Annotated in this window: 25 protein-coding genes; 11 read left to right on the forward strand and 14 right to left on the reverse strand. The window is 66.8% G+C overall.

Going from position 1 to position 25649, the window contains the following annotated elements:
- Positions 1-32: 32 nt before the first annotated feature.
- From YWC_RS0113375 to rsmB, 6 genes are all read right to left on the reverse strand, one after another.
- Positions 33-290, reverse strand: coding sequence for a BTH_I0359 family protein (locus tag YWC_RS0113375; protein WP_027865841.1), 258 nt, complete (start codon positions 288-290; stop codon positions 33-35).
- A 171-nt stretch (positions 291-461) separates the two neighbouring features.
- Entirely contained in the window at positions 462-842 is a 381-nt protein-coding gene (locus YWC_RS32080) for a P-loop NTPase family protein (protein ID WP_084416423.1), read from the reverse strand.
- Positions 843-1586 (reverse strand): response regulator, encoded by a 744-nt coding sequence (locus YWC_RS0113380; RefSeq protein WP_027865842.1) that lies wholly within the window; start codon positions 1584-1586, stop codon positions 843-845.
- 51 nt (positions 1587-1637) lie between these two features.
- Positions 1638-3956 (reverse strand): sensor histidine kinase, encoded by a 2319-nt coding sequence (locus YWC_RS0113385; protein ID WP_036214307.1) that lies wholly within the window; start codon positions 3954-3956, stop codon positions 1638-1640.
- Complete coding sequence (locus YWC_RS0113390; protein ID WP_027865844.1) at positions 3953-4516, reverse strand: DUF4390 domain-containing protein; 564 nt, start codon at positions 4514-4516, stop codon at positions 3953-3955. Before YWC_RS0113390 ends, YWC_RS0113385 begins: the two co-directional genes overlap by 4 nt.
- A 58-nt stretch (positions 4517-4574) precedes the next feature.
- Positions 4575-5987, reverse strand: a complete 1413-nt coding sequence (gene rsmB, locus YWC_RS0113395) for a 16S rRNA (cytosine(967)-C(5))-methyltransferase RsmB (protein WP_051306448.1) — start codon at positions 5985-5987, stop codon at positions 4575-4577.
- A 319-nt stretch (positions 5988-6306) separates the two neighbouring features.
- On the opposite strand from rsmB, the gene argS reads away from it, so the two are divergent.
- The 7 genes from argS to YWC_RS0113430 are packed head-to-tail and all read left to right on the forward strand — an operon-like array spanning position 6307 to position 12448.
- A complete protein-coding gene (gene argS / locus YWC_RS0113400; RefSeq protein ID WP_027865846.1) occupies positions 6307-8046 on the forward strand; it encodes an arginine--tRNA ligase in 1740 nt (579 codons plus the stop codon).
- A 7-nt stretch (positions 8047-8053) separates the two neighbouring features.
- Positions 8054-8743, forward strand: coding sequence for an SPOR domain-containing protein (locus YWC_RS0113405; RefSeq protein ID WP_027865847.1), 690 nt, complete (start codon positions 8054-8056; stop codon positions 8741-8743).
- Positions 8744-8770: 27 nt separating this feature from the next.
- Complete coding sequence (locus tag YWC_RS0113410; protein WP_027865848.1) at positions 8771-9433, forward strand: thiol:disulfide interchange protein DsbA/DsbL; 663 nt, start codon at positions 8771-8773, stop codon at positions 9431-9433.
- On the forward strand, positions 9430-10215 hold the full coding sequence (locus YWC_RS0113415) for an SDR family oxidoreductase (protein ID WP_027865849.1): 786 nt from the start codon (positions 9430-9432) through the stop codon (positions 10213-10215). Before YWC_RS0113410 ends, YWC_RS0113415 begins: the two co-directional genes overlap by 4 nt.
- The gene (locus YWC_RS0113420) at positions 10212-10985 is read left to right on the forward strand and encodes a biotin--[acetyl-CoA-carboxylase] ligase (protein ID WP_027865850.1); all 774 of its coding nucleotides are present in this window, start codon (positions 10212-10214) and stop codon (positions 10983-10985) included. Before YWC_RS0113415 ends, YWC_RS0113420 begins: the two co-directional genes overlap by 4 nt.
- A 7-nt stretch (positions 10986-10992) precedes the next feature.
- A complete protein-coding gene (locus tag YWC_RS0113425; RefSeq protein WP_036214309.1) occupies positions 10993-11718 on the forward strand; it encodes a type III pantothenate kinase in 726 nt (241 codons plus the stop codon).
- Between the two features lie 16 nt (positions 11719-11734).
- Positions 11735-12448: an SPOR domain-containing protein gene (locus tag YWC_RS0113430; protein ID WP_027865852.1), complete on the forward strand. Its 714-nt coding sequence runs from the start codon at positions 11735-11737 to the stop codon at positions 12446-12448.
- Between the two features lie 17 nt (positions 12449-12465).
- Here the strand turns inward: YWC_RS0113430 and YWC_RS0113435 are convergent, their stop codons facing one another.
- The 7 genes from YWC_RS0113435 to YWC_RS0113465 form a co-directional block, all read right to left on the reverse strand.
- On the reverse strand, positions 12466-13542 hold the full coding sequence (locus YWC_RS0113435; protein WP_027865853.1) for a PD-(D/E)XK nuclease family protein: 1077 nt from the start codon (positions 13540-13542) through the stop codon (positions 12466-12468).
- A 16-nt stretch (positions 13543-13558) separates the two neighbouring features.
- Positions 13559-14557, reverse strand: coding sequence for a septal ring lytic transglycosylase RlpA family protein (locus tag YWC_RS0113440; protein ID WP_027865854.1), 999 nt, complete (start codon positions 14555-14557; stop codon positions 13559-13561).
- Between the two features lie 17 nt (positions 14558-14574).
- Positions 14575-15690, reverse strand: coding sequence for a rod shape-determining protein RodA (gene rodA / locus YWC_RS0113445; protein WP_027865855.1), 1116 nt, complete (start codon positions 15688-15690; stop codon positions 14575-14577).
- A gap of 3 nt (positions 15691-15693) precedes the next feature.
- The gene (mrdA, locus tag YWC_RS0113450; protein WP_027865856.1) at positions 15694-17694 is read right to left on the reverse strand and encodes a penicillin-binding protein 2; all 2001 of its coding nucleotides are present in this window, start codon (positions 17692-17694) and stop codon (positions 15694-15696) included.
- Between the two features lie 25 nt (positions 17695-17719).
- Positions 17720-18238: a rod shape-determining protein MreD gene (gene mreD, locus YWC_RS0113455; RefSeq protein WP_027865857.1), complete on the reverse strand. Its 519-nt coding sequence runs from the start codon at positions 18236-18238 to the stop codon at positions 17720-17722.
- The gene (mreC, locus tag YWC_RS29300; protein ID WP_051306438.1) at positions 18238-19353 is read right to left on the reverse strand and encodes a rod shape-determining protein MreC; all 1116 of its coding nucleotides are present in this window, start codon (positions 19351-19353) and stop codon (positions 18238-18240) included. Before mreC ends, mreD begins: the two co-directional genes overlap by 1 nt.
- A gap of 122 nt (positions 19354-19475) precedes the next feature.
- Positions 19476-20519, reverse strand: a complete 1044-nt coding sequence (locus YWC_RS0113465; protein ID WP_027865858.1) for a rod shape-determining protein — start codon at positions 20517-20519, stop codon at positions 19476-19478.
- 312 nt (positions 20520-20831) lie between these two features.
- On the opposite strand from YWC_RS0113465, the gene gatC reads away from it, so the two are divergent.
- The 4 genes from gatC (at position 20832) to YWC_RS29305 (ending at position 24978) form a co-directional block, all read left to right on the forward strand.
- Positions 20832-21131 (forward strand): Asp-tRNA(Asn)/Glu-tRNA(Gln) amidotransferase subunit GatC, encoded by a 300-nt coding sequence (gatC, locus tag YWC_RS0113470; RefSeq protein WP_027865859.1) that lies wholly within the window; start codon positions 20832-20834, stop codon positions 21129-21131.
- Between the two features lie 42 nt (positions 21132-21173).
- Positions 21174-22649 (forward strand): Asp-tRNA(Asn)/Glu-tRNA(Gln) amidotransferase subunit GatA, encoded by a 1476-nt coding sequence (gene gatA / locus YWC_RS0113475; RefSeq protein ID WP_027865860.1) that lies wholly within the window; start codon positions 21174-21176, stop codon positions 22647-22649.
- Positions 22650-22682: 33 nt separating this feature from the next.
- Positions 22683-24143, forward strand: a complete 1461-nt coding sequence (gatB, locus tag YWC_RS0113480) for an Asp-tRNA(Asn)/Glu-tRNA(Gln) amidotransferase subunit GatB (protein ID WP_027865861.1) — start codon at positions 22683-22685, stop codon at positions 24141-24143.
- Between the two features lie 100 nt (positions 24144-24243).
- Entirely contained in the window at positions 24244-24978 is a 735-nt protein-coding gene (locus tag YWC_RS29305) for a hypothetical protein (RefSeq protein ID WP_156923654.1), read from the forward strand.
- Here YWC_RS29305 and pyrE read toward each other — a convergent pair.
- The gene (pyrE, locus tag YWC_RS0113490) at positions 24966-25625 is read right to left on the reverse strand and encodes an orotate phosphoribosyltransferase (RefSeq protein WP_027865862.1); all 660 of its coding nucleotides are present in this window, start codon (positions 25623-25625) and stop codon (positions 24966-24968) included. The genes YWC_RS29305 and pyrE overlap by 13 nt on opposite strands.
- Positions 25626-25649: the final 24 nt, after the last annotated feature.

Raw genomic sequence — 25649 nt, forward strand, 5'->3', positions numbered from 1 at the left:
GTCCCGGAACCGTAGTAGCCCTTCCTGATGAATTAGTGCAGCACGACCGGCTGGCTCATCAGGGTGTCATAGGAACCCAGGAAGTCGTCGATTTCTTCCATGGTCGGCTCGCTGGCGATGAGATTGTTCACATCGCGGCGGAAAGATTGAGCCAGTTTGCCGCCGATGAACGCTTCGCGCCGGCCGGCTTTGTCGACGATCTCGTATCCGCCGAAGCGCAGGGCTTCGAGGTCGCGATCCACGCCAAATTCGACGACGCTGTACTGTTCGCTGTTATAGATCATGTTCATGATGACTCCTTCTCTCGATCAGAGTGAGGGGTGTCCCGGTTTTCCGAGCCACCCGATAGTGAACCAACCGCTTGGCGGCAGGCAGTTGGCTGATCACTTCGGTTAAGAGGTGGGGCTTGCTGAACCGATTTCAAGGACACGCTGTGTAAGCAAAGATGTCAAGCTCAGGTCTTACGCGTACAGGGTCGGGTTCAGTGCCAACAGCTGATCGTATGGCGCTGCTTGCAGCCACGATCGCAACTGATCAAGATGCTCGCTGCTCGCCACACCGATGAACAGGCGTTCCGGGCCTTGGCGCAACAGTCGATTTAATGTTACACGCAAAACCAGGTTGCCGGTACAGCACACGCACCCGGGTGCGAGTCGGACAAGTCTGACAGAGGACAAGTCGGGGATGGGTGTGCTGCCTGAAGCAAGCCCTTCGAGGATGACGGCGCTGAAACCGCCAGGCGGGCTCGTGGATGCCGCGGCGTCGAGCAGCGAGGCGATGGCCGCCTCGCGTGCGCCGGCACTGGGACCGGTGACCAGGGTGACCGGAACGGCTCCGGCCAATCAGACGCCCTTCTTGGCGAGCTTGCCCGGCTCGACGCCGAGCTGCTTGAGCTTGCGGTACAGGTGGGTGCGTTCCAGGCCGGTCTTCTCGGCCACGCGCGTCATGCTGCCGCCTTCGCGGCCCAGGTGGTGTTCGAAGTACATGCGCTCGAAGGCGTCGCGGGCTTCGCGCAGCGGCAGGTCAAAGGACAGCGTGTAACCGGTGCCCTCGCCTTGCGAAATCGCATGGACCAGGCGCGAGCCGTTGGCCATCTGCGGCGGCGCCTGCGCGAACATCGGGGCTGCTGCCACATTGGCTGCGCCGGCGCCGTTGTCCGTCACGGGAAGGGCGGCGGCAGCAACCGGGCGCGGCGGCGCCATGGGCGCACGCGCCACTTCCTGCGCGCGGGTCAGACCCTGCTGCACGGCCTTGAGCAGCTTCTGCAGGGCGATCGGCTTCTCGAGGAAATTCAGGGCGCCGATGCGGGTCGCTTCGACGGCGGTGTCGATGGTGGCATGGCCGGACATCATGATGACCGGCATGGTGAGCAGGCCGTCGCGCTGCCATTCCTTGAGCAGGGTGACGCCGTCGGTATCCGGCATCCAGATGTCGAGCAGGACCAGGTCGGGAGCGCCGGCGGCGCGCGCCTCGCGGGCCTGCTGCGCATTCTCCGCCAGCGTGATGGCGTGGCCTTCATCGCCAAGGATTTCCGAGAGTAATTCCCGGATGCCCATTTCATCATCAACTACGAGTATGTTCGCCATCGTTCTATCTTCCTGATCTCTTACCCGTCATACCGCATTTTATGCCGTCTTTTATATTTCGGACAAGTTCGCCTCGGGAGCTAACTTTAACAGCAAAATGAATACCGACGCGCCACATCCGTCCGGACGGTTCCCGATATCGATCCTGCCACCGTGTTCGTCGATGATCTTCTTGACCATCGGCAGGCCCAGACCGGTGCCGCGCGCCTTCGAGGTGACGTAGGGCTCGAAGGCGCGCGCCAGGATGCGCGGCGAGAAGCCGGGGCCGTTGTCGGTGATCGCCAGGCGCACCGCGGTGCCGGCGGCGCCGTCCGCGCCTTCGTAGTGGATGGCCTCGGTGGTGACGTCCACGCGCGCGGCCGGGGCATCGGGGCCGCGGTCGACCAGCGCGTCCTGGGCGTTCTGCACCAGGTTGTGGATCACCTGGCGCAGCTGGGTGGCGTCGCCCATCACCTTGGGCAGGCCAGGTGCCAGTGCGGCGTGGATGATGTCCGACCCGTCCTCGGACAGGTAGAGCTGCAGGATCTCGTCGATCAGGCCGTTCAGGTCGAGCGGCTCCAGCACCGCCGGCGGCGTGCGCGCATAGTCGCGGAAGTCGTCGACCATGCGCTTCATGGCGTCGACCTGGTTGACGATGGTGGTGGTGCTCTTCTTCAGCAGTTCGGCTTCCTGCGGCGGCAGGCTCGATTCCAGCTTCATCTGCAGGCGCTCGGCCGACAGCTGGATCGGGGTGAGCGGGTTCTTGATCTCGTGCGCCAGGCGGCGCGCCACCTCGCCCCAGGCCACCGAGCGCTGGCCCGCGATCACGTCCGAGATATCGTCGAACACCACGATGAAGCCGCTGCCGGTGCCCACCGGCAGGCGCGAGCCGCGCGCCAGCAGCGTGATGTCGTGCTCCTGCTCGTCGCTGCTGCCGCGGCGCGGGATCTCGATCTGCTGCTGCCAGTGGGCGCGCCGGCGCCGGTCGGTGCTGGCCGCGCTCTGCGCGCTCTGCGCCGAGATCGCGCGCGTGATGCAGTTGTAGAAGGTGTCCAGGCCGGGGATGCTGGCCAGCGGGCCGGCCAGCGCGCCCGGCTCGACCTGCAGGATGCGGTAGGCGGCGTCGTTCGAGTTCACCACCCGCCCTTCGGCATCGAGCACGATCACGCCCGCCGACATGTTGGCCAGCACCGACTCCAGGTGGGCCTTGGCGTTCTGCAGCGCCATGCGGTTGCGCTCGACCGCGCTGCGCGCCTCGAACAGCTGGCCGGTCATGGCATTGAAGGAGCGCGTCAGGGTGCCCAGTTCGTCGTTGGTCTCGACGGTCGGGCGCGGCGACAGGTCGCCCTCGGCCACCGCCTGCGTGCCCTCGGCCAGCACCAGCAGTGGCTGCGCCAGGTTGCCGGCGATGAGGAAGGCGCTGCCGATCGCGCCGAAGATCGCCAGCAGCAGGGTCAAGGTCAGGGTCTCGATGTACATTTTGCGCAGGCCGCGCCGGGCCTGGTCGCGCGAGCGGTATTCCTCGGAGGCGCTGCGCAGCACCACCGCATTCGAGGCCAGGTTGACCGGCACCGACTGCAGCAGCTGCAGGTAGCGCGGCTCCATGCCGGCCGCCTCGGGCACCGCCAGCACCACGCGCAGGCGCAGGCCGGTGGCGGCATCGAGCCCGTTCTGGTCCGGCCCATCCGGCTGCACGGAGGCGTCGCGGTCCATGGTGCCTTCCGGACGCGCATAGCCCCCCGGCAGCGCGGCCGACTTGAGCATGTCGGGCGTCGGGCGGTCCAGGTCGAGGTTCAGGTTGCGGTCCTGCGCGCTCGATGCCAGCACCGTGCCGTCGGACGTGAGCAGCATGGCGCTTTGCAGCCCGCTGATGTCGTTCACCAGGCCGCTCAGGACGCCCTGCACCATCACCGCGTCCTGGCCCGCCAGCGTGGCAGCGGCGGTCTGGCCGGTGGCGCCCAGTTCGGCCACGGCTTCGTCGAGGGCGGCGCGGCCGAGGTTCAGGCCGGATTCGATCGCGGCCTCGATCTTGACGTCGAACCAGCTGTCGATCGAGTGCGAGACGAACTGCACCGACACCATGAAGATCACCAGCCCCGGCAGGATGCCGATGCCGGCGAACAGCAGCACCAGCCGCGCCACCAGGCGCGAGCCGAACTTGCCGGCCTTGTAGCGCGAATACAGGCGCGCCAGCGCGACGACCACGAGGATCAGGAGCAGCACGGCCATGCCGGCGTTTACGCCCAGCAGCCAGACGTAATAACGGTCGAAGAAGCCGGAGTTGTCGGAGGCCGAGGCCAGCAGGAACAACAGGATTGACGCGATCGCGCCGCCCACCACCAGCGCGTAGCGCAGCGCCCGGTTGAACGATTTACCGCGTACCTGGATCATTCTGCACGGTAGGTGAAGGTTTTCCTGTTGGAGCTCAGGCGCCAGCTCGAATCATTGATGGCGTTGACCTGCAGCGGCTTGGACAGGAAGTCGCGGTCCATGAACATGCGCACCGAGACGTTGTAGACCTCGCCCTTCTTGAGGGCGTCTTTGGGGGCGATCAGCCAGCGCGCCGGCCGCCGGATCAGCGACAGCGCATCGTCGAGGGTATTGAAGGGCTGCGGCACGCTGCCGCCGGTGCTGACGATGTACTGGCGCGTGAGCATGTCGTAGGAGATGCCGATGGTGCGCTTGGAGAACACCGCCTTCTCGTCGCGCCACCACCAGCGCGGGCGCGTCATCTCGATCTCGGTGGTGAAGTGCAGCTTGATCCCGTGCTGGACCGCGTCCTGCAGCTCGTGGTTCAGGTCGAAGGCGAACGCGGTATTCAGGCGGTAGCCGTCCTCGCTGGCCTGGATCTCGACCTTGGTGATGTCGATGACCTCGGCCGCCCGTGCCTGCGAACACGCGAAGACCAGCAGCAGCTGACAAGCGAGGAGGCAAAGAAAACGTAAGGTCACAGGTGCGCCGGGAGCCAAAAAATTGAAAGCCGAGGTTGTCTAATGGATCATCGCGCTGTCACGACTTCTTTTGGAACAGCGCATAGAACAAGCCGTCATGATCCTGCCCGGCACCGCTGGCTGGCAGCAGCTGGCCCGGCGCGTCGAGGCGGATGGCGTCGTGGCGGGCCGCAAACGCGGCAGCCTGCGCCTCCGATTCCTGGGGCCAGAGCGAACATGTCACAAACAACAATTTACCATTGGGCAGCAGCATCTGCCAAAGGTTGTCGAGTATTTTGCTAGAAAGTGTTGCAAGTTGGAGCGTGTCGGACTTGCGGCGCAGCCAGCGGATGTCCGGGTGGCGGCGCACGATGCCGGACGCCGTGCAGGGCACGTCGGCCAGGATGCGGTCGAACTGGCGGCCATCCCACCAGTCCGTGTCCTGGGCCTGGGCCGCGACCAGTCGCGCCGACAGGCCCAGGCGGCCCAGGTTGTCGCCCACGCGCGCCAGGCGCTGCGGATCGGCGTCGACCGAGGTCAGCTCGACGTCGGCAGCCTCGAGGATATGGCCGCTCTTGCCGCCCGGCGCCGCGCAGGCATCCAGCACGCGCATGCCGTCCCGCAGGTCGAGCAGCGGTGCGGCCAGCTGGGCGCCGGCGTCCTGGACCGACACCACGCCCTCGTGGAAGCCCGGGATCTGGCTGACGTTGACGGCCTGCGCCAGGCGCACGGCCGTGGGCCCCACCTGCTCGGCCGCGAATCCGGCGTCCGCCAGCGTCTTCAGGTAAGTGTCGACATCGGTACGGCGGCGGTTCACGCGCAGGGTCAGCGGCGGGTGCGCGTTGCCGGCCGCGAGGATGCTTTCCCACTCCGCCGGATAGGCGGCGCGGGTGCTGTCGATCCACCATTGCGGGTAGTTCCAGCGCGCCAGCGGCTGCTTCAGGGCTTGCTCCAGCAGGGCTTCGCGCTCGCGCAGGAAGCGGCGCAGCACGGCATTGACCATGGCCTTGGCATGGGCGAAGTCGGGGTGCCCGGCGGCGGCGTTGACGGCCTGGTCCACCACGGTGAAGGCTTCGTAGGGCGCCGGCGTTCCCGGCGGCGGGTCGAGCAGGGCCAGCGCGGCCGACAGCAGGCCGCCCAGCATCGGCGGCTCGGGCGCCTTGGTCGTCATCAGGCCCAGCAGGGTGTCGCTGCGGCCCAGCTGGCGCATGCTGCGGTAGGCGATGTCCTGGATCGCCCCGCGTGCCTGCGGCGTCACGTCGTAGGCCGTAAACACGCCGGCAAGCGCCTGCGGCAGCGCGGCGCCGGCGCGCACGCGCGCGATCGCATTGGCCGCGCCCAGCAGGGCCAGGGCCAGCGAATCGGCCTTCAGGTCGGGGCGGTAGTCGCGCTGCGGCGCCACTTTCGCTTCATGGCTCTGGCGCAGGCGCGGCGCCGCTGCTTCCGCTTTGTGCGCATGCTCGCGCTGCGGCGCGCGCGCGGGTTCGCGCATGGCTTCACGCTCGGCCGACGGACGGTAGGACGGCTTGGCGGCGGCTGCCTGGCCGGCGCCCTGGGGCCGCTCCCTGCCCTGCGGCGACGCGGAACGTGCCGGCTTGGCTTTCGGTTTCAGGGTGAGCGTCGGGCGCTTGTCGGTCATGGCGGGTCGGTACAGTGAAAAATGGCCCTCATTGTAACGGCTTAGGCTTTGGTGCCGCTTAACGAAGCTGACAACTTGCCGCGGTGAACATATTGCGCGCTGCGCCAAACCAGTATAATGATTGCTGTTTGCCTGTCCGCAGGCCCGCCATTTTTATCAGATCGACATCCCCATGCTCGCCCAACAAAAACAACAGATCGTTGCCCTGTTCCAGGCCGCCCTCGCGCCGATCGTCGCCGGCACCGACCTCACCCCCAACGTCGTATTGGAACGTCCACGCGATCCGAGCCACGGCGACATCGCCTGCAACATCGCCATGCAGCTGGCCAAGCCGCTCAAGACCAATCCGCGCGAACTGGCCACCCGCCTGGTCGCCGCCCTGCTCGCCGAGCCCGGCGCCACCGGCCTGGTCGACTCGGCCGACGTGGCCGGCCCCGGCTTCATCAACCTGCGCGTCGCCGCAGGGGCCAAGCAGTCGGTCGTACGCACCGTGCTCGAACAGGGCGCCGCCTTTGGCCGCGGCAGCTCCGGCAAGGGCCACCACGCCATCATCGAATTCGTCTCGGCCAACCCGACCGGCCCGCTGCACGTGGGCCACGGCCGCCAGGCCGCGCTGGGCGACGCCCTGTCCTCGCTGTTCGAAGCGCAGGGCCACGACGTCACCCGCGAGTTCTACTACAACGACGCGGGCGTGCAGATCGCCACCCTCGCCACCTCGGTGCAGGCGCGCGCCAAAGGCTTCAAGCCGGGCGACGCCGAGTGGCCCGAGTCGGCCTACAACGGCGACTACATCGCCGACATCGCTGCCGACTTCCTGGCGAAAAAGACCGTCTCGGCCAGCGACGGCGAGCCGGCCACCGCATCGGGCAATGTCGACGACATCGAATCGATCCGCCGCTTCGCCGTGACCTACCTGCGCAACGAGCAGGACCAGGACCTGCAGGCCTTCGGCGTCAAGTTCGACAACTACTACCTCGAGTCCTCGCTGTACGCGGACGGCAAGGTGGAAGCGGCCGTGCAGGCCCTGGTCGACGCCGGCAAGACCTACGAGCAGGAAGGCGCGCTGTGGCTCAAGACCACCGACTACGGCGACGACAAGGACCGCGTGATGCGCAAGTCCGACGGCAGCTACACCTACTTCGTGCCGGACGTGGCCTACCACATCCAGAAATTCCGCCGCGGCTTCGACCAGGCCATCAACGTGCAGGGCAGCGACCACCACGGCACCATCGCGCGCGTGCGCGCCGGCCTGCAGGCGGTGAACATCGGCATCCCGCAGGGCTATCCCGACTACGTGCTGCACAAGATGGTCACCGTGATGAAGAACGGCGAAGAGGTCAAGATCTCCAAGCGCGCCGGCTCCTACGTCACGGTGCGCGACCTGATCGAATGGTCGGGCAACGGCGACGTGACGCGCGGCCGCGACGCGGTGCGCTTCTTCCTCATCTCGCGCAAGGCCGACACCGAATTCGTGTTCGACGTCGATGTCGCGCTCAAGACCTCGGACGAGAATCCGGTGTACTACGTGCAGTACGCCCACGCCCGCATCTGCTCGGCGCTCGCCAACTGGGGCGGCGACGAAGCGCAACTGCCTGGCGCCGACCTGTCGCTGCTGACCGAACCGCACGAAGCCAGCCTGCTGGCCAAGCTGTCGGCCTATCCGGAAATGCTGGAGCGCGCGAAGCTCGAACTGAGCCCGCACCACGTCGCCTTCTACCTGCGCGAACTGGCCGGCGAGCTGCACAGCTACTACTTCGCCCACAAGTGGCTGCTGGACGACAACGAGCCCCTGAAGCTGGCGCGCCTGGCCCTGGCCCTGGCTACCCGCCAGGTGCTGCGCAACGGCCTGGCCCTGATCGGCGTGTCCGCCCCAAGCAAGATGGAACGCGCTCCAACTGAACCACAAGAGTAATCGCAACATGACCGCCATCCGACCCTTCTCCCCGTTGCGCCAGCGCGGCAGCACCCTGACCGGCATCATCATCGGCCTGATCATCGGCCTGGGGATCGCGGTGGCGGTCGCGCTCGTGATCACCAAGGGCCAGTCGCCCTTCACCGACCGTTCCAACAAGATGGGCCGCCCGGCCGACCTCGAGCCGAGCCAGGCGAGCGATCCGAACAAGCCACTGTACGGCAACCGCGACGCCGCGCGCGAAGCCAACCGCCAGATCGCCGAACGCGCCAGCCGCCCGGCGCCGGAACCCGCACCGGCGCCGGCGCCGGCCGCAGCCGACGCCGATCCGCTGGGCCAGGCCATCGCCGGCATGCAGGGCGGCGCGCCTGCCGCACCGGCGGCTCCGGCAACGCCAAGCGCGGCTCCGGCCACCCCGGCCCCGGCAGCCACCGCGGCGGCGCCCGCCGCGGGCGGCGACGGCTACATCTACTACCTGCAGGCCGGCGCCTTCCGCGAGATGTCCGACGCCGAGAACACCCGCGCCAAGCTGGCGCTGCTCGGCTTCGAAGCGGCGATCACCGACCGCAGCACCGACAGCGGCGTGCTGCACCGCGTGCGTGTCGGCCCCTACAGCGGCCAGGAAACCGCGAACAAGGCGCGCGCCAAGCTGCTCGACAGCGGCATCGACGTCGCCGTCGTCCGTAGCCAGCGCTAATCCCTTTCCATCCACCGAAGGATCCGCATGAACCCGCTTCGCCGCCTGATCTGCTGCGCCGCCCTGCTCGCCGCGCCCGGCTTCGCCGCCTCTCCGGCCTCGCCGAAGGAAGGCGCCGAGTACCAGGTCCTGCCGGAAGCCCAGCCGACCGACAGCGGGCGCAGAATCGAGGTGATCGAGTTCTTCGCCTATTACTGCCCGCACTGCTATTCCTTCGAGCCCTACTTGGCCGACTGGGTCAAGAAACAGGGCGACCACATCGTGTTCCGGCGCGTGCACGTGCCGCGCGGCGCGCAGGTGGCGGCGCAGCAGCGCCTGTTCTTCACGCTCGAATCGCTCGGCCTGCTCGAGCAGTTCCACGGCAAGGTCTTCAATGCCTACCACGTCGAGCGCGTCGGCTTCACCCAGGACGAGCAGGTGTTCGACTGGGCCAGCCGCGCCGGCATCGACCGCGCCAAGTTCATCGACACCTACCGCTCCTTCGGCGTGCAGGCCAAAGTGCGCCGCGCGCAGGCGATGATGGAGGCCTACCGCATCACCCACTGGCCGATGATCGCGATCGACGGCCGCTTCCTGACCTCGCCCGGCATGGTCGGCGAATCCGGCAACGTCAGCGGCAACGACGCCCTGCAGGGCACCCTGCAGGTGATGGACACGCTGGTCGCGCGCGCCAAAGCAGACAAGAAGTGAGCTTGCCGGCAGACCGGGTATTCATCACCGGCGCCTCGAGCGGCATCGGCGCGGCGCTGGCGCGCGAATACGCGGCGCGCGGCGCATCCCTCGGCCTGCTGGCGCGGCGCCGCTCGCTGCTGGAAGAACTCGCCGCCAGCCTCCCCCACCCCGAACGCCACCGCATCTACGCGGCCGACGTCACCGACCATGACGCCGTGGCCGCCGCCGCCGCCGACTTCATCGCGGCCAAGGGCGGCGCCGACATCGTCATCGCCAGCGCCGGCATCTCGCACGGCACCCTCACCGAGCGCCCCGCCGACCTGGCGGTGTTCGACGCCGTGTTCGCCACCAATGTCAATGCCACCGTCGCCACCTTCGCGCCCTTCATCGCTTCCATGAAAGCCCAACAGGGCCCGCGCCGCCTGGTCGGGATCGGCAGCGTGGCGGGCATCCGCGGCATGCGCGGCGCCGGCGCCTACTGCGCCTCCAAGGCCGCGGTGCACAGCTACTGCGAATCGCTGCGCCTGGAACTGCGTGCCTCCGGCATCAAGGTGGTTACCATCGCTCCCGGTTATATCGACACTCCCATGACCCGCAAGAACCGTTTTCCCATGCCCTTCCTGATGCCCGCCGAACGCTTCGCCACCCAGGCAGCCAAGGTCATCGCGCGCGGTTCCAGCTACCGCGTGCTGCCCTGGCAAATGGGCGTCGCGGCCAAGCTGCTGCGCCTGCTGCCGAATCCCTTGTTCGATCTCGCGTTCTCGCGCGCTCCGACAAAACAGCGCCAGGGGGAAGCATGAACGCCGCGAATATCTTCTCCTTGTCCCGTTCCGGCGTACGGGTCGAAGTCGTGCCGGAGACCGGCTCGACCAACGCCGACCTGCTGGCGCGCGCCGCGCAGCTCAGCGAGCCGGTGCTGCTGGTCGCCGAGCACCAGAGCGCCGGCCGCGGACGCGCCGGCCGCAGCTGGCTCTCTTCCAGCGAGAATTCGCTGACCTTTTCGCTGGCCTGGAAGTTCGAGGGCGGCCTGCAGGGGCTCACCGGCCTGCCGCTGGCGATCGGCGTGGCGCTGGGCGACGCGCTCGGGCAGCTCGGCGTGCATATCCAGCTCAAGTGGCCGAACGACGTGCTCAAGGACGGCGACAAGCTGGCCGGGATCCTGATCGAGACCCAGTCGGCGTCAAGTGACAGCGGCGGCGGCACCTGGGCCGTGATCGGCATCGGCCTGAACCTCGTCATGCCGGACGAAGTGGAAGCGCAACTCGGGCGCAGCGCCGCCGGCGCGCCCTGGCTGGCGCGCATGGACCGCGACCGGCTGATAGCCGCCCTGCTCGACGCCCTGGCCGACGCGCTGCGCCTGTTCGCCAGCCAGGGCTTCGCCGCCTTCAGCGCGCGCTGGAACCTGCGCCATGCCTGGCAGGGCCGCGCCGTCGTCATCCTCGACAACGGCAAGGTGCTGCAGGAAGGCCTGGCGGCGGGCGTCGACGACGCCGGCCGGCTGCTGCTGGACACCGCCGAGGGACGCACGAGCGTGCTGGCGGGCGACGTGTCGCTGCGGCTCAGCGAGTGAGACGAGCATGAACCTGCTGCTGATCGACGCGGGCAATACCCGCATCAAGTGGGCGATCGCGGCGCCCGGCGCGGCGCTGGGCGCCTGGACGCTGATCGACGCGGTCTCGCATGCCGGACTCGATGGCGCCGCCGATACCTGGCGCCGGGCCGGCGTGGCCCGCGCCATCGTCTCGAACGTGGCCGGCGCCGCCGTGCGCGAACGCATCGCGCAGGCGCTGCCAAGGGGAATCACGGTCGAGTGGTTCGCCTCCACCGCGGAGCGCGCCGGCCTGCAGAACGGCTACCGCAACCCGGGCCAGCTTGGCTGCGACCGCTTCGCCGCCGCCATCGGCGCGCGCGCGCTGGCGCCCGGGCAGGACCTGATCGTGGCGACCTGCGGCACCGCGACCACGGTCGATGCCGTGACAAAGGATGGCCGCTTCATCGGCGGCATGATCCTGCCGGGCCTGGCCCTGATGGCCGGCTCGCTGGCCCGCAATACGGCCCAGCTGCCCCAGGTGACGCCGGGCGCGGCCCCACCGCCGCTCTTCGGCGACAACACCGACGACGCGATCGTCTCCGGCGTCCTGTCGGCCCAGGCCGGCGCCATCGAGCGCGCCTGCGCGGCGCACGCCGCCACGGCATGCATCGTTTCCGGCGGCGCGGCGCCGTATATCGCGCCGGTCCTCAAGTTCTCCTGCCTGCTGGTCGATAACATCGTACTGGTCGGACTGCACGCGGCGGCCGCCTGAGGATGGGGGAGCGCACTTGTTGAAATTCGTATTCTGGGCACTGCTGGCGCTGAACGCCCTGCTGCTGGCCTACGGCCAGGGCTATCTCGGCACGCTCGAGGGCGGCGAGCGCGAGCCGCAGCGCCTGAAGAACCAGCTGGCCGCCGAGCGCATGGTGATGCTCAGCGCACTTGAAGCACGCGCGGCCGCCGAGACGGCGGCGGCGCCGGAAACGCCTGAAGCGCCGCCCGCCGAACCCGTCCCAGTGGCCGCGCCACAGGTAGAGACGGTTGCCTGCACCCAGGTTGGCGCCTTCGCGGCAGCCGACGCGCGCCGCTTCGACACCCGCATCGCCCGCCTCGACCTGGGCGCACGCGCCGCGCGCACGGCCGTGCCCTTCCAGGAAATCACCAGCCACCTGGTCTACCTGCCGCCGAACGGCGGCAAGGAAGGCGCCGAGCGCCGCGTGGCCGAGCTGAAGGAAAAAGGCGTGCAGAACTTCTTCGTGATGCAGGGCGACTCGCCGCTCAGGTGGGCGGTGTCGCTGGGCGTGTTCAAGACCGAGACGGCCGCGCAGGGCCTGGTGGCGGCGCTCGGCAAACAGGGCGTGCGTGGAGTGCGGGTGCTGCCGCGCGGGCCGCAGGGCACGCGCGCGGCCTGGCAATTCCGCTACCTGACGCCGGACGAGCGCGCCCGCGTGGCGGGCATTGCCGACGATTTCGCCGGGGTGCAGCTGCGGCGCTGCGATTGAGCAGACAGGACCCTGGACTACACCAGAGCGGGCACGCCAGCCGAAGCCGATTGCGCAAGCGCGCGGATCACCGTGCCGGTCACCTGCGCGACCACGCCGAGATCGGCATTGAGGCTGTCCGGCATGGATATGCCCGACAGGCGAAAACGGTCGGACTCGAATTCACAGGCCCAGCGACTTTCGATCACCTGCCGGAGCAAGGCCAGATCGCAGCCACCGCGCGGGACAAGCTTCAACTCCCAGCCGCTCAGGGTCACGATGGTATCCACGCCGACACGGCCATACGGCAGGCTGACATCGACATAGAAGGTGTCACGGAACAGGGCGTCTCCGTCGCGGTGATAGGCGCCATCGCTGACCACGCCGCTGCCCAGCAAATCTGCGCATTCGCTTCGCATTACCTGGTGCAAGCCATTCAGCTTTTCTCTCAGGTGCGCCCGCAGGTTGGTGATCTCGCGCTGCAGGTCGGCCAGTTGCTGTTCGTTCTCTGCAAAAAATTGGATAGTGTCCATGTCAAAACGGCTTCCTCGTGCCAGATTGTCGATCGTCTTGGTCAAGTCGATCAACAGATGCCAGTAGCGAGGGGATGCCCGCTCGGCATATTGCCCCATGAGGGGGCGCAGTGCGGCAAACAGCTGCGCATAGGTAATCGTGCGGTAGCCGAGCCGGACCAGTTCGGCGCGGCGCGAAGCGCCTGCCTCCGCATGCAAGGCCAGCAGCACGAAATGACGCTGTTGGCGGGGATAGCGCCTCTCCATCACCTGCACATAGCGCTCGAAGGGGTTGGCCTCGGCATGGTGATAGATCTTGTTCTCGATGGCGAATGCCTGGGATGTTCCTGCCACCACGATATCGATGTGCTCGACCTCGGTCTCGACCGTCACGTCGGCATCCAGGTGCTCGATGCCGAGCGCGGATTGCATTGCACGCAACAGCAGGTCGTTCAAGCCATGCTCGGCCTGGGGATTGAAGAAAAACGCCAGGAAGTTGCTGATTACCTGCTCATAATGCGGGAAACCGCCGATCTCAAGAAAGGTCGGCTCGGCCGGTCGACGCTGGAGGGCGGCAAATTGGGCGATCAAATCGTGGTACATGGCTTGGAACCCGTCACTAGCGCTTTACCACGATCGGCTTCAGTCCGAACGAGGACGGCACCGCTTGCGCGGCCGCCGCCGCATCCTCGCGGCTGCCGAACGGCCCGCCGTACAGGCGGTTCACCGAACCCACCTTCACCACTTCGAGCTTGCCGACTTCGATGCCGGCATCGATCAGCTTTTCGCTCATGGCTTCCGCGGTGCCGGAGCGGCTGTAGGCGCCAAGCTGGACATAGAAGCTGCCGCGCGGGACCAGCTTGGGCACCACCTCGGCCACGGCCGCGCTGTCGGTGCGCACGCGGTCTTCCAGCATCAGCGCCGTGATTTCCGGCGGCGCCGATTGCGCTTCGGAAGTGGCGACGCGGCGCTCCGAGGCCATGCGGATCGGATCGTCCGGGAACAGGCGCTCGACATGGACTTCGTGGCTGCCCTTGCCCAGCAGGCCGAGCTTGAGCGCCGCCGTGTAGGACACGTCGACGATGCGGCTGGCGTGGAAGGGACCGCGGTCATTGATGCGCACCACCACCGACTTGCCGGTCTCGACGCTGGTGATGCGTGCGAAGGAAGGAATCGGCAGCGTCGGATGCGCCGCCGTCATCTTGTACATGTCGTAGAGTTCGCCGGACGAGGTCTTCTGGCCGTGGAACTTCACGCCGTACCAGCTGGCGACGCCACGCTGCACGAAGGGATCCTGGTGCAGGATCGGGGTATAGGTCTGGCCGAATACCGAGTAGGGACGATTGGCCCAGCGCGAATAGGGTTCGGCCTTGACCACCGCATCGGGCAGGTCCATCAGACCCGCCGGCGGATTCAGGCCGGGGCCGTCGTCCTTGTAGTAGCCGCCGCGGCCGGAATTGGCGGGCGGCAGCTTGGGCAGTTCGCCGACCTTCGCCTTGGGATGCTTCCACGGCAAAGGAATCAAGCTTTTGCGCTCGCCGGTGTCGGTGGTGCTGCAGCCGGTGGCGAAGATGGCCAGTGCGATGACCGTGGCAAGTTGTTTTCTTGGAACGGCCATGCGCGGTCCTTGTTAAATTACGTCTGCACTAGTTTACGATGTCTTTGAATACTCATCAATATACCAGCGCCGAGGCCGAGCGTAATAAAGGCTGTTCCGCCGTAGCTCATGAAAGGTAAGGGAACTCCGACGACGGGCAGGATACCAATCACCATGCCCATGTTGACGAAAGCATAAGTGAAGAACATCATCGTGATCGCCCCGGCCAGCAGGCGCGTGAACGTGTTCGGCGCATTCGCGGCGATCATCAGTCCGCGCCCGATCAGCAGCAGGTAGACGAACAGCAGGAACAGGTTGCCGACCAGGCCGAATTCCTCCGAATACACGGCGAACACGAAGTCGGTGGTCTGCTCGGGCACGAATTCCAGCGCGCCCTGCGTGCCCTGGCCGTAGCCCTTGCCGAACAGGCCGCCGGAACCGATCGCGATCTCGGACTGGATGATGTGGAAGCCCTTGCCCAGCGGGTCGGAGGTCGGATCGATCAGGGTCATCACCCGTTCGCGCTGGTAGTCGTGCAGCATCGACCAGGCGATCGGCATCGCCGCCGCGGCCGACACGCCCAGCGCGATGATGGCCTTCCACGGCAGGCCGGCCAGGAAGATCACGTAGAAGCCCGAAGCGAACACCATCAGGCCGGTGCCCAGGTCGGGCTGCCTGGCGATCAGCGTGAACGGGATCAAGAGGATCACCGCCGCGATGAGGTAGTTCTTCCAGGTGCCGGCGTTGGCGCGCTGCTGGAAGTACCAGGCCAGCATCAGCGGCGTCGCGATCTTCAGGATCTCGGAGGGCTGGATGTCGATGCCCACGTGCAGCCAGCGCCGCGCGCCCTTCTTGATGATGCCGAACATCGCCACCGCGATCAAGAGCGCGACCCCGAAGGTGTAGATCGGCACGGCCAGCCGCATCAGGGTTTGCGGCGGCACGTTGGCCGCGATCCACATGACGGCGAAGGACAGCAGGAAGTTGCGGATCTGGTGCTCGACGCGATCCGGGAACTCGGCGCCGGCCGAGGCCATGGTGATCAGGCTGGTCATCATCAGCACGAACAGCACCAGGCCGAGCGGCCAGTCGAAGACCGCAAAATAGGGACGCAGGCGGCGCCGCAGCGAGCGGCGTTCTGGAATGTGCGCCATGGCTTATTCCTTTCGTGTGGCGGGGACGCCGGGCGCGCCCGCGGCGGTGGCCTGGATGACCGGGCCCGGCGCGGCGGCCGGTGCGGGCGGCGCGGCTTTCGGGGCCGGCGCGGCTTTCGGTGCCGGCGCAGTCGTCGAGGCCGGCGGCGCCGGACGCTTGCCCAGCAGGTAGTAGTCGAGCGCCTTGCGCGCGATCGGGGCCGCGGCCGCGGCGCCGAAGCCCGCGTTCTCGACGATCAGCGCGAGCGCGATCGTCGGCTTGTCGGCCGGGGCAAAGGCGACGTACAGCGCGTTGTCGCGGTGGCGCTCGTCGATCGCGTTGGCGTTGTACTTGCCGCCCTTGAGGCCGATCACCTGCGCGGTGCCGGTCTTGCCGGCCGAGACGTAGCCGGCGTTGGCGAACACGCGGCGGCCGGTGCCGTTGGAATCCTGGGTCACGCCCACCATGGTTTGCTTGATGAAGTCGATGTTTTCCTGCTTGAGCGGGATGCGCCGGGTTTCCTTCGGCACGGTCTGGGTCCGCTGCTTGGTGGCGCCGTCCTCGATCAGCTTGACCAGGTGCGGCTTCATCACGATGCCGTTGTTGGCCAGGGTCGAGACCGCGTGCGCCAGCTGGATCATGGTGTAGTTGTTGTAGCCCTGTCCGATCGAGATCGAGATGGTGTCGCCGCCCTGCCACCTGCCGGCGGCGCGGCTCTTGAAGCGGTTCGCCTTCCACTCCTTGGACGGCCGCACGCCCATCTTCTCGTGTTCGAGGTCGATGCCGGTCAGTTCGCCGAAGCCGAACTGCTTCATGAAGTTCGAGATGTTATCGATGCCCATCTCGTTGCCGAGCTGATAGTAGTAGGTGTCGCAGGATTCCACCACCGACTTGTACATGTCGACCACGCCGTGGCCGCCCGGCTTGTCGTCGCGGAAGCGGTGCCCGCCCAGCACATAGAAGCCGGCGTCGCGGATCGCGTCGGACGGCTTGCGGAAGCCCAGTTCGAGCGCGGCCAGCGACATGAAGGGCTTGAAGGTCGATCCCGGCGGGTAGGCGCCCGACAGCGGGCGATTCATCAGCGGGCGGTCGAGCGAGGTGTTCAACTCGTTCCAGCTCTGGGTATCGATGCCGTCCACGAACAGGTTTGGGTCGTAGCCCGGGCGCGACACATAGGCCAGCACGTCGCCGGTGGCGGGCTCGATCGCCACCAGCGCGCCGCGCTGCTCGCCGAAGGCTTCCTCGACCACCTTCTGCAGCTCGATGTCGATCGACAGGATCAGGTTGCTGCCCGGCGTCGGCGGCGTGCGCGACAGCGTGCGGACGGCACGCCCGCCGGCGGTGCGCTCGACCTGCTCGTAGCCGGTGATGCCGTGCAGGTGGCTTTCGTACTTCTTCTCCACGCCTTCCTTGCCGATATGCTCGGTACCGTTGTAGTTGGCATCCAGGCCGTCTTCCTCGAGCTGGGCCTGCTCCTTCTGGTTGATGCGGCCGATGTAGCCGATCACGTGCGAGGCGGTCTCGCCCAGCGGATACTGGCGGAACAGGCGCGCCTGCACCTCCACGCCCGGGAAGCGGAAGCGCTGCGCGGTAAAGCGCGCCACTTCGTCGTCGGTCAGGCGGGTGCGCAGCGGCACGCTGGCGAAGCTGCGCGACTCTTCCAGCAGGCGCTTGAAGCGGCGGCGGTCGCGCGCGTCGATCTCGACCAGCTTGGACAGCTCGTCGATGGTCGATTCCAGGTTGGCCTGCAGCTTGGACGGCGTGATCTCGAGCGTATAGGCCGAGTAGTTGCGCGCCAGGACCACGCCGTTGCGGTCGACGATCAGGCCGCGGTTGGGCACGATGGGCACCAGCGCGATGCGGTTGCCCTCGGCCTGCGCGGCGAACTGGTCATGGCGCAGCACCTGCAGCCAGACGAAGCGCGCCACCAGCAGGCCGAAGCAGATGAAGACGAGCACCACCAGCGCCGTGAGGCGCATGCGGAACAGGTGGATCTCGCGGTCGTTGTCCTTGAATTCGGTCACAGCGCAGAAAACTCGGTTCGGTCGATCAGATAGGACGGGTATGGTCGCGGTCGACCGCGCGGCGCTGCGGCGCCAGCAGCAGCCAGGTAATCACCGGCCACAGGGCGACGGCGACGATGCTCTCGGCGAAGTACAGCACGCCGGGAAAACGGCCCGAGGCGGTGAAGTGGACGAAGAACTGCACCGCCTGCGCCAGCAGCAGCAGCGGCAGCACGTGCATGGCCTGGGTCGTCAGGCGGAACCACAGCACGCGGCGGTGGATCATGATGGCGAGGTAGGACAGCAGGGTATAGGCAAGCGCATTCTCGCCCAGCAGGCTGGCATCGTGCACGTCCATCAGGAGGCCCATGACGAAGGCGACCCCGATGCCCACCTTGCGCGGCTGGTGGATGCCCCAGAACACCAGCACCAGCGCGACGAAGTCGGGCGCCCCGACCCAGCGGCCCATCGGCAGCAGGTTGAGCATGAAGGCGCACACCAGGCTGAAGGTGATGAACAGCGGGCTGACGGGCAGCAGGATGTAATGCGGACGGTTACCGGGCATTATTGGCCCTCCCTGTTGGCCGGGCGGACGGCGGTGGCCGGGTTGACGGCGGTGGATTGGACCGCCGGAGTACGTGCCGGCGCCGGTGCGGTGGCCGCGGGCGCGGCGCCGGCCTGCTGGGCAGGAACGCCGGCGGGCGGCCGGGCGGGCTGCGCGGGCACACCCTGCGGCGGCAGCGGCGCGGGCGTCAGCGGCGGCGCCGGGATCGGCGCCATGTCCGGCAGCTTGCGGCGCGCGGTGGTGGCGGCCGGCTTCGCGTCGGGCGCGGGCTTGGGCGGCAGGTTCGACTGCGACATGATGACCAGCAGCTGGCGGTTGCGGTCGATGCCGCCCAGCGGCTGGCCGACCACGCGCCCGAAGGTGCCGCCGGCCACGCTTTCGACCTGCACTACCTTGGCCACCGCCAGGCCGGCCGGATACATGCCGTCCAGGCCCGAGGTCACCAGCACGTCGCCCACCTGGATGTCGGCATTGGCCACCACGAAGCGCAGGTCGAGCAGGCCGGACTGCCCGCGGCCATAGGCGATGCTGCGCAGGCCGCTGCGCAGCACCTGCACGGGAATCGCCTGGTCGCGGTCGGTCAGGAGCGTGACCTCGGAAGTGAACGGGAACACGCGCGTGACCTGGCCGACCACGCCCGCGTGGTCGATCACCGGCAGGCCGGGCACGACGTCGTGGCGCGAGCCGCGGTCGATCACGATGCGGCGCGTCGACGGGTCGCGCGCGTCGTACAGGATCTCGGTCATCTGGGCCTGGACCGGCAGGTGCTGTTTCGCATCCATCAGGCGGCGCAGCTGCGCGTTCTCGGCCATCTGGAGCTGGGCCTGCTGCAACAGGCGCGACTGCGCCAGCTGCTGGGTCTTGAGCTCGTTCACTTCCTTCTGGAGCGAGGAAATCGACGAAAAGTAGCCGGCCATGTTGCCGAGCGCCTCGCGCGGCATCAGGGCGGCCATCTGCAGGGGATAGAGGACGGTGGCGGCCACCTGCCGCACCGAGGCCAGGGTCTGGTAGCGGGCGTCGACGACCAGCAGCACGACCGAAATCAGGGCGAAGACGATCGCCTTGACCCTTGCCGGGGCACCCTGTTTGAAAAGCGGCGGAGGACTGTATTCCATGTCCTGGTTGGCGTCCTGTCTAGACCGGGCGGCATGCCAACGTCAAGGCGGGCAGAGGCGCACGATGCTTCCGTACGCCCTGCCCGCCGAAACGCCTCTGGCGCCGCCCCTGTCCCGTATTCTTATTCGTAGGAGAAGATCGAGCCCAGCTTGTCCATGCGCTCGAGCGCCATGCCCGAGCCGCGCACCACGCAGGTCAGCGGGTCTTCCGCCACCAGCACCGGCAGACCGGTCTCTTCCATCAGCAGGCGGTCGAGGTCGCGCAGCAGCGCGCCGCCGCCGGTCAGCATCATGCCCTTCTCGGCGATGTCGGCGCCCAGTTCCGGCGGAGCCTGTTCCAGCCCGTTCTTGACGGCCGAGACGATGTTGTTGAGCGGGTCGGTCAGGGCTTCCAGGATCTCGTTCGAGGAGATCGTGAACGAGCGCGGGATGCCTTCGGACAGGTTGCGGCCCTTGACTTCCATTTCCTTGACTTCCGAGCCCGGGAAAGCGGACCCTATTGCCTTCTTGATCGCTTCGGCGGTCTGCTCGCCGATCAGCATGCCGTAGTTGCGGCGGATGTAGTTGACGATGGCTTCGTCGAACTTGTCGCCGCCGACGCGCACCGAACCCTTGTAGACCATGCCGCCCAGCGAGATGATGCCGACTTCGGTGGTGCCGCCACCGATGTCGACCACCATCGAGCCGGTGGCGTCCGAGACCGGCAGGCCGGCGCCGATCGCGGCCGCCATCGGCTCTTCGATCAGGTAGACCTGCGAGGCGCCGGCGCCCAGCGCCGATTCGCGGATCGCGCGGCGCTCGACCTGGGTCGAACCGCAGGGCACGCAGATGATGATGCGCGGCGACGGGCGGAAGAATTTCGAATCGTGCACCATGCGGATGAACTGCTTCAGCATCTGCTCGGTGACGGTGAAGTCGGCGATCACGCCGTCCTTCATCGGGCGGATGGCTTCTATGTTGCCCGGCACCTTGCCCAGCATCTGCTTGGCTTCCTTGCCGACCGCCTGGATCGTCTTCTTGCCGTTCGGGCCGCCCTCCTGGCGGATCGCGACGACCGACGGCTCGTCCAGGACGATGCCCAGGCCGCGCACGTAGATCAGGGTGTTGGCGGTACCAAGGTCGATCGCCAGGTCATTCGAGAAGTAGCTGCGTAAAGAACCAAACATGTGTGTCCTGATTGCGCGCGGGGCGCGCGTCGAAAATTGATCGGGATTGTCCTCGCCGCACAGGCATTGTGCCTCGCGGTCTTTCCTGCGGCGGGCGGTCTCGCAGCCCGACAGCGCATTAGCCCGCCATTCTACCTTATAATTTGTCGATTACATGCTGAAAACGGGTGGTTTTACCCCCCATTTCCAACGCGAGATCGGCGGTGTTACCAAGGTTTTATCGGACGTAGCAAACCGTTCGCTGACCGCTTGCCAACTTTCGTTATTAGCCCAACCACATTTTGCACGCGGCTCGAAGCCGCGCCCTTTGCCATGTCCCTGACACTTTCAGACGTAAAACGCATCGCCAACCTGGCCCAGCTCGAAATGGACGAAGCCCACGCCGAAACCGCGCTGGCCGAGCTGAACGGCATTTTCGCCCTGGCCGAGCAGATGCAGGCGGTGGACACGACCGGTGTTGCGCCATTGTCGCAGCCCTTAGCAAGCATCATGGCGCTGCCGCTGCGCCTGCGCGACGACGTGGTCACCGAGGAGAACCGCCGCGAGGACTACCAGGCGCCGGCGCCGAAGGCGCAGGACGGCCTGTACCTGGTGCCGAAGGTCATCGAGTAATTCGGCAAACTCGCACGCAACCGCTTTTCACAAGACACGCACATGCACAACAAGACCATCAAAGAGCTGTCCGCGCTCCTGCAATCGAAGCAGGTTTCGAGCGTCGAACTGACCACGCACTACCTCGACCGCATCGAAGCGAGCAGCCACAACGCCTTCCTGCACCTGGACCGCGAACGCACCCTGGCGCAGGCCGCCAGCGCCGACGCCCGCATCGCCGATGGTTCGGCCGGCCCGCTGACCGGCGTGCCGATCGCGCACAAGGACATCTTCGTCACCCGTGGCTGGCGCACCACAGCCGGCTCGAAGATGCTTGCCAATTATGAAAGCCCCTTCGACGCCACCGTGGTCGAGCGCTTCGGGCGCGCCGGCATGGTCACCCTGGGCAAGGTCAACCTCGACGAATTCGCGATGGGCTCGGCCAACGAGAACTCGGCTTTCGGCGCCGTGAAGAATCCCTGGGATCCGCTGGCGGTGCCGGGCGGCTCCTCGGGCGGTTCGGCCGCCGCGATCGCCGCGCGCCTGGCGCCGGCCGCCACCGCCACCGACACCGGCGGCTCGATCCGCCAGCCGGCCGCATTCTGCGGCGTCACCGGCATCAAGCCGACCTACGGCCGCGTGTCGCGCTTCGGCATGATCGCCTTCGCTTCCTCGCTGGACCAGGGCGGCCCGATCGCCCAGACCGCCGAGGACTGCGCCCTGCTGCTGAACAAGATGATCGGCTTCGACGAGCGCGATTCGACCAGCCTGACGGTCGAACAGGGCAACGTGGCGGAAGACTACACCCGCAACCTGAACAAGCCGCTGACCGGCCTGCGCATCGGCGTGCCGAAGGAATACTTCGGCGAAGGCCTGGCGCAGGACGTGGAAGCTGCGGTACGTGGTGCACTGGACGAATTCGTCAAGCTGGGCGCCACCCTGGTGGAGATCTCGCTGCCGAAGACCGCGCTGTCGATCCCGACCTACTACATCATCGCCCCGGCGGAAGCCTCGTCGAACCTGTCGCGCTTCGACGGCGTGCGCTACGGCCACCGCGCCGCGGAGTACAAGGATCTGCAAGACATGTACCGCAAAACCCGCGCCGAAGGCTTCGGCCGCGAGGTCCAGCGCCGCATCATGGTCGGCACCTACGTGCTGTGCCACGGCTACTACGACGCCTACTACGTGCAGGCGCAGAAGATCCGCCGCCTGATCGCGGACGACTTCCAGGCCGCGTTCGCCGACAAGTGCGACGTGATCATGGGCCCGGTGGCGCCGACGGTGGCCTGGGATCTCGGTTCGAAGGCGAACGACCCGGTGGCGAACTACCTGGCCGACATCTATACCCTGTCGACCAGCCTGGCGGGCCTGCCGGGCATGTCGATCCCGGTCGGTTTCGGCCAGGGCGAGAAGAACGCCAAGCGCCCGGTCGGCCTGCAAATCATCGGCAACTACTTTGCCGAAGCGAAGCTGCTGAACATCGCGCACCAGTACCAGCAAGTGACCGACTGGCATACCCGCGCGCCGGAAGGCGTCTGATCCCGGACCGATAGAACAAAGAGAGAACACACTATGCAATGGGAAGTCGTCATCGGTCTTGAGAACCACGTGCAGCTCACGACCAATTCGAAAATCTTCAGCGGCAGCTCGATCCGCTTCGGCGCCGAGCCGAACACCCAGGCCAGCCCGGTCGACCTGGCGCTGCCGGGCGTGCTGCCGGTCCTGAACCGCGGCGCCGTCGAGCGCGCGATCCGCTTCGGCCTGGCCGTGGGCGCGAAGATCGCGCCGCAATCGGTCTTCGCCCGCAAGAACTACTTCTACCCTGACCTGCCGAAGGGCTACCAGATCAGCCAGTTCGAAGACCCGGTGGTCCAGGGCGGCACCATCAGCTTCGCCTACGAGAAGGACGGCAAGCTGGAGACGAAAACCGTCAACCTGACCCGCGCCCACCTGGAAGAGGATGCCGGCAAATCGCTGCACGAGGACTATGCCGGCATGAGCGGCATCGACCTGAACCGCGCCGGCACGCCGCTGCTCGAGATCGTGTCCGAGCCGGAGATGCGCAGCGCGAATGAGGCCGTGGCCTATGCCAAGGCCCTGCACTCGCTGGTCGTGTGGCTGGGCGTCTGCGACGGCAACATGCAGGAAGGCTCCTTCCGCTGCGACGTCAACGTCTCGGTGCGCCCGGTCGGCCAGAAGGAATTCGGCACCCGCTGCGAGATCAAGAACCTGAACTCCTTCCGCTTCATGGAAGAAGCGATCCACTACGAAGTGCGGCGCCAGATCGAGCTGATCGAAGATGGCGGCAAGGTGATCCAGGCCACCCGCCTGTGGGACCCGGACAAGAAGGAAACCCGCTCCATGCGCACCAAGGAAGACGCGCAGGACTACCGCTACTTCCCGGACCCGGACCTGCCGCCCCTGGTCATCGGCCAGGACTGGATCGAGCGCGTGAAGGCCGACATGCCGGAACTGCCGGGCGCCCTGCGCGCGCGCTTCACCGGCGAATACGGCCTGCCGGAATACGACAGCCTGGTGCTGACCTCTTCGAAAGCGATGGCGACCTACTATGAGGCCGTGGTGGCCGCCGCCGGCAAGGAAAACGCGAAAGCCGCCGCCAACTGGATGATGGGCGACGTTTCGTCGACCCTGAACCGCGAAGGCGTCGAGCTGGACGACTCGCCGGTATCCGCCGCCCAGCTGGCCCTGCTACTCAAGCGCATCGCCGACGGCACCATCTCGAACAAGGCCGGCAAGGAAGTGTTCGCCGCCATGTGGGAAGCCAAGTCCAGTGACGAGAACCTGGCCGACACCGTGATCGAGCAGAAGGGCCTGAAGCAGATCTCGGATACGGGCGCGCTGGAGGCGATCGTCGACGAAGTGCTGGCAGCTAATGCCAAGTCGGTCGAGCAGTACCGCGCCGGCAAGGAAGCCGCCATCAACGCCCTGATCGGCCAGACCATGAAGGCCTCGAAGGGCAAGGCCAACCCGGCCCAGGTGACCGAGCTGCTGAAGAAGAAGCTGGCCGGCTGAGTAGCGCCCGATGCCAATACGAACCGGGGCGTGCCCCGGTTTTTTCATGGCCCTTACCTGGTGCCACTATAATCGGATGCTCTCTTCCTGAAAGCCATCGATGCGCCACACTGCTGTTCTCCTCGTGCTGTCCGTTCTGGGCGCAAGCGTGCATGCCGCGGATGAAACGACCCAGGTCTATCTCGACAATGGCGAATTGAATTACGTCGGCTATCTGGACGAGGACGCGAACAGGCGCCTGTTCGCGCTATACGAGGGCCTGGCGGACAAGCCGACCGTGCTGTCGATCCGCAGCAAGGGCGGCGAGGTGAACACAGGCATGGCGCTCGGACGCTGGGTGCGCGACCGCCAGCTCGACATCAAGGTGATGGAGTTCTGCCTGTCTTCCTGCGCGAACTATGTATTCCCCGCGGCGCACCGCAAGACGGTCAGCAATTTTGCAATGATCGGCTACCACGGCGGGCCGAGCAGCGGAAAGGTCGGATTCAGCGCAAGCCTTCAGAAAATGCTTGATGCAATGCAGCCTGCCGGGCGCAAGGCCTTCATGGACGATCTGTACAAAGGCATCAATGCCGATGGGGAAAGGGAGCGCGCCTACCTGCGCTCGCTCGGCGTGCGCGAAGACCTGTCCACGCTGGGCCAACAGGCGCGCCACCAGCAGCGCTACGATGCCGATCCCGACATCCTTGGCTGGACCTACTCGCTCGAGGGCTTCGCGCGGCTCGGCGTGCACGGCATCACAGTGATCAATCCGCCGTGGAAACCGGGCAGCACCATGCGCAAGGCCTCGTTCGTGACGATCGAACCCGAAGCCGCTCCCGTTCAGACCCCGTAGCGCGTGCGATAGGCTGCAACCGCTTCCTTGTGCGCACCCAGCCCGGCGCCGCCCGCGTTCGAGAGATAGGTGAACAGGTCGTCCAGGTTGGCGATCGAGATCACCGGGATGCCGAATTCCTTCGACACCTGCTGCACCGCCGAATGCTCGGACAGCGCGCCGTCCTTGCCGGAACGCTCCATGCGATCCAGCGCGATCAGCACCGCGGCCGGCTCGGCGCCGGCGGCGCGGATCATGTCGACCGATTCGCGCACCGAGGTGCCCGCCGAGATCACGTCGTCGATGATCACGACCTTCCCCGCCAGCTTGGCGCCGACGATGGTGCCGCCCTCGCCGTGGTCCTTGGCTTCCTTGCGGTTGTAGGCGAAGGAGGTGTTGCGGCCCTTGGCGGCCAGCGCCACCGCGGTCGCGCTGGCCAGGGTGATGCCCTTGTAGGCCGGGCCGAACAACATGTCGAACTGCACGCCCGAGTCGAGCAGGGTCTGGGCGTAGAACTGGGCCAGCTGGCCCAGCGTCGCGCCGTCATGGAACAGGCCGGCGTTGAAGAAGTACGGCGACTGGCGCCCGGCCTTGGTGGTGAATTCACCGAAGCGCAATACCTCGGCCTTCACCGAAAACGAAATAAACTCCTGGCGCAGATCGCTCACGTGCTTCTCCTGTTGGTTCGAAAA

It is taken from the genome of Massilia alkalitolerans DSM 17462 (assembly GCF_000427785.1).
Classification (GTDB): domain Bacteria; phylum Pseudomonadota; class Gammaproteobacteria; order Burkholderiales; family Burkholderiaceae_D; genus Telluria; species Telluria alkalitolerans.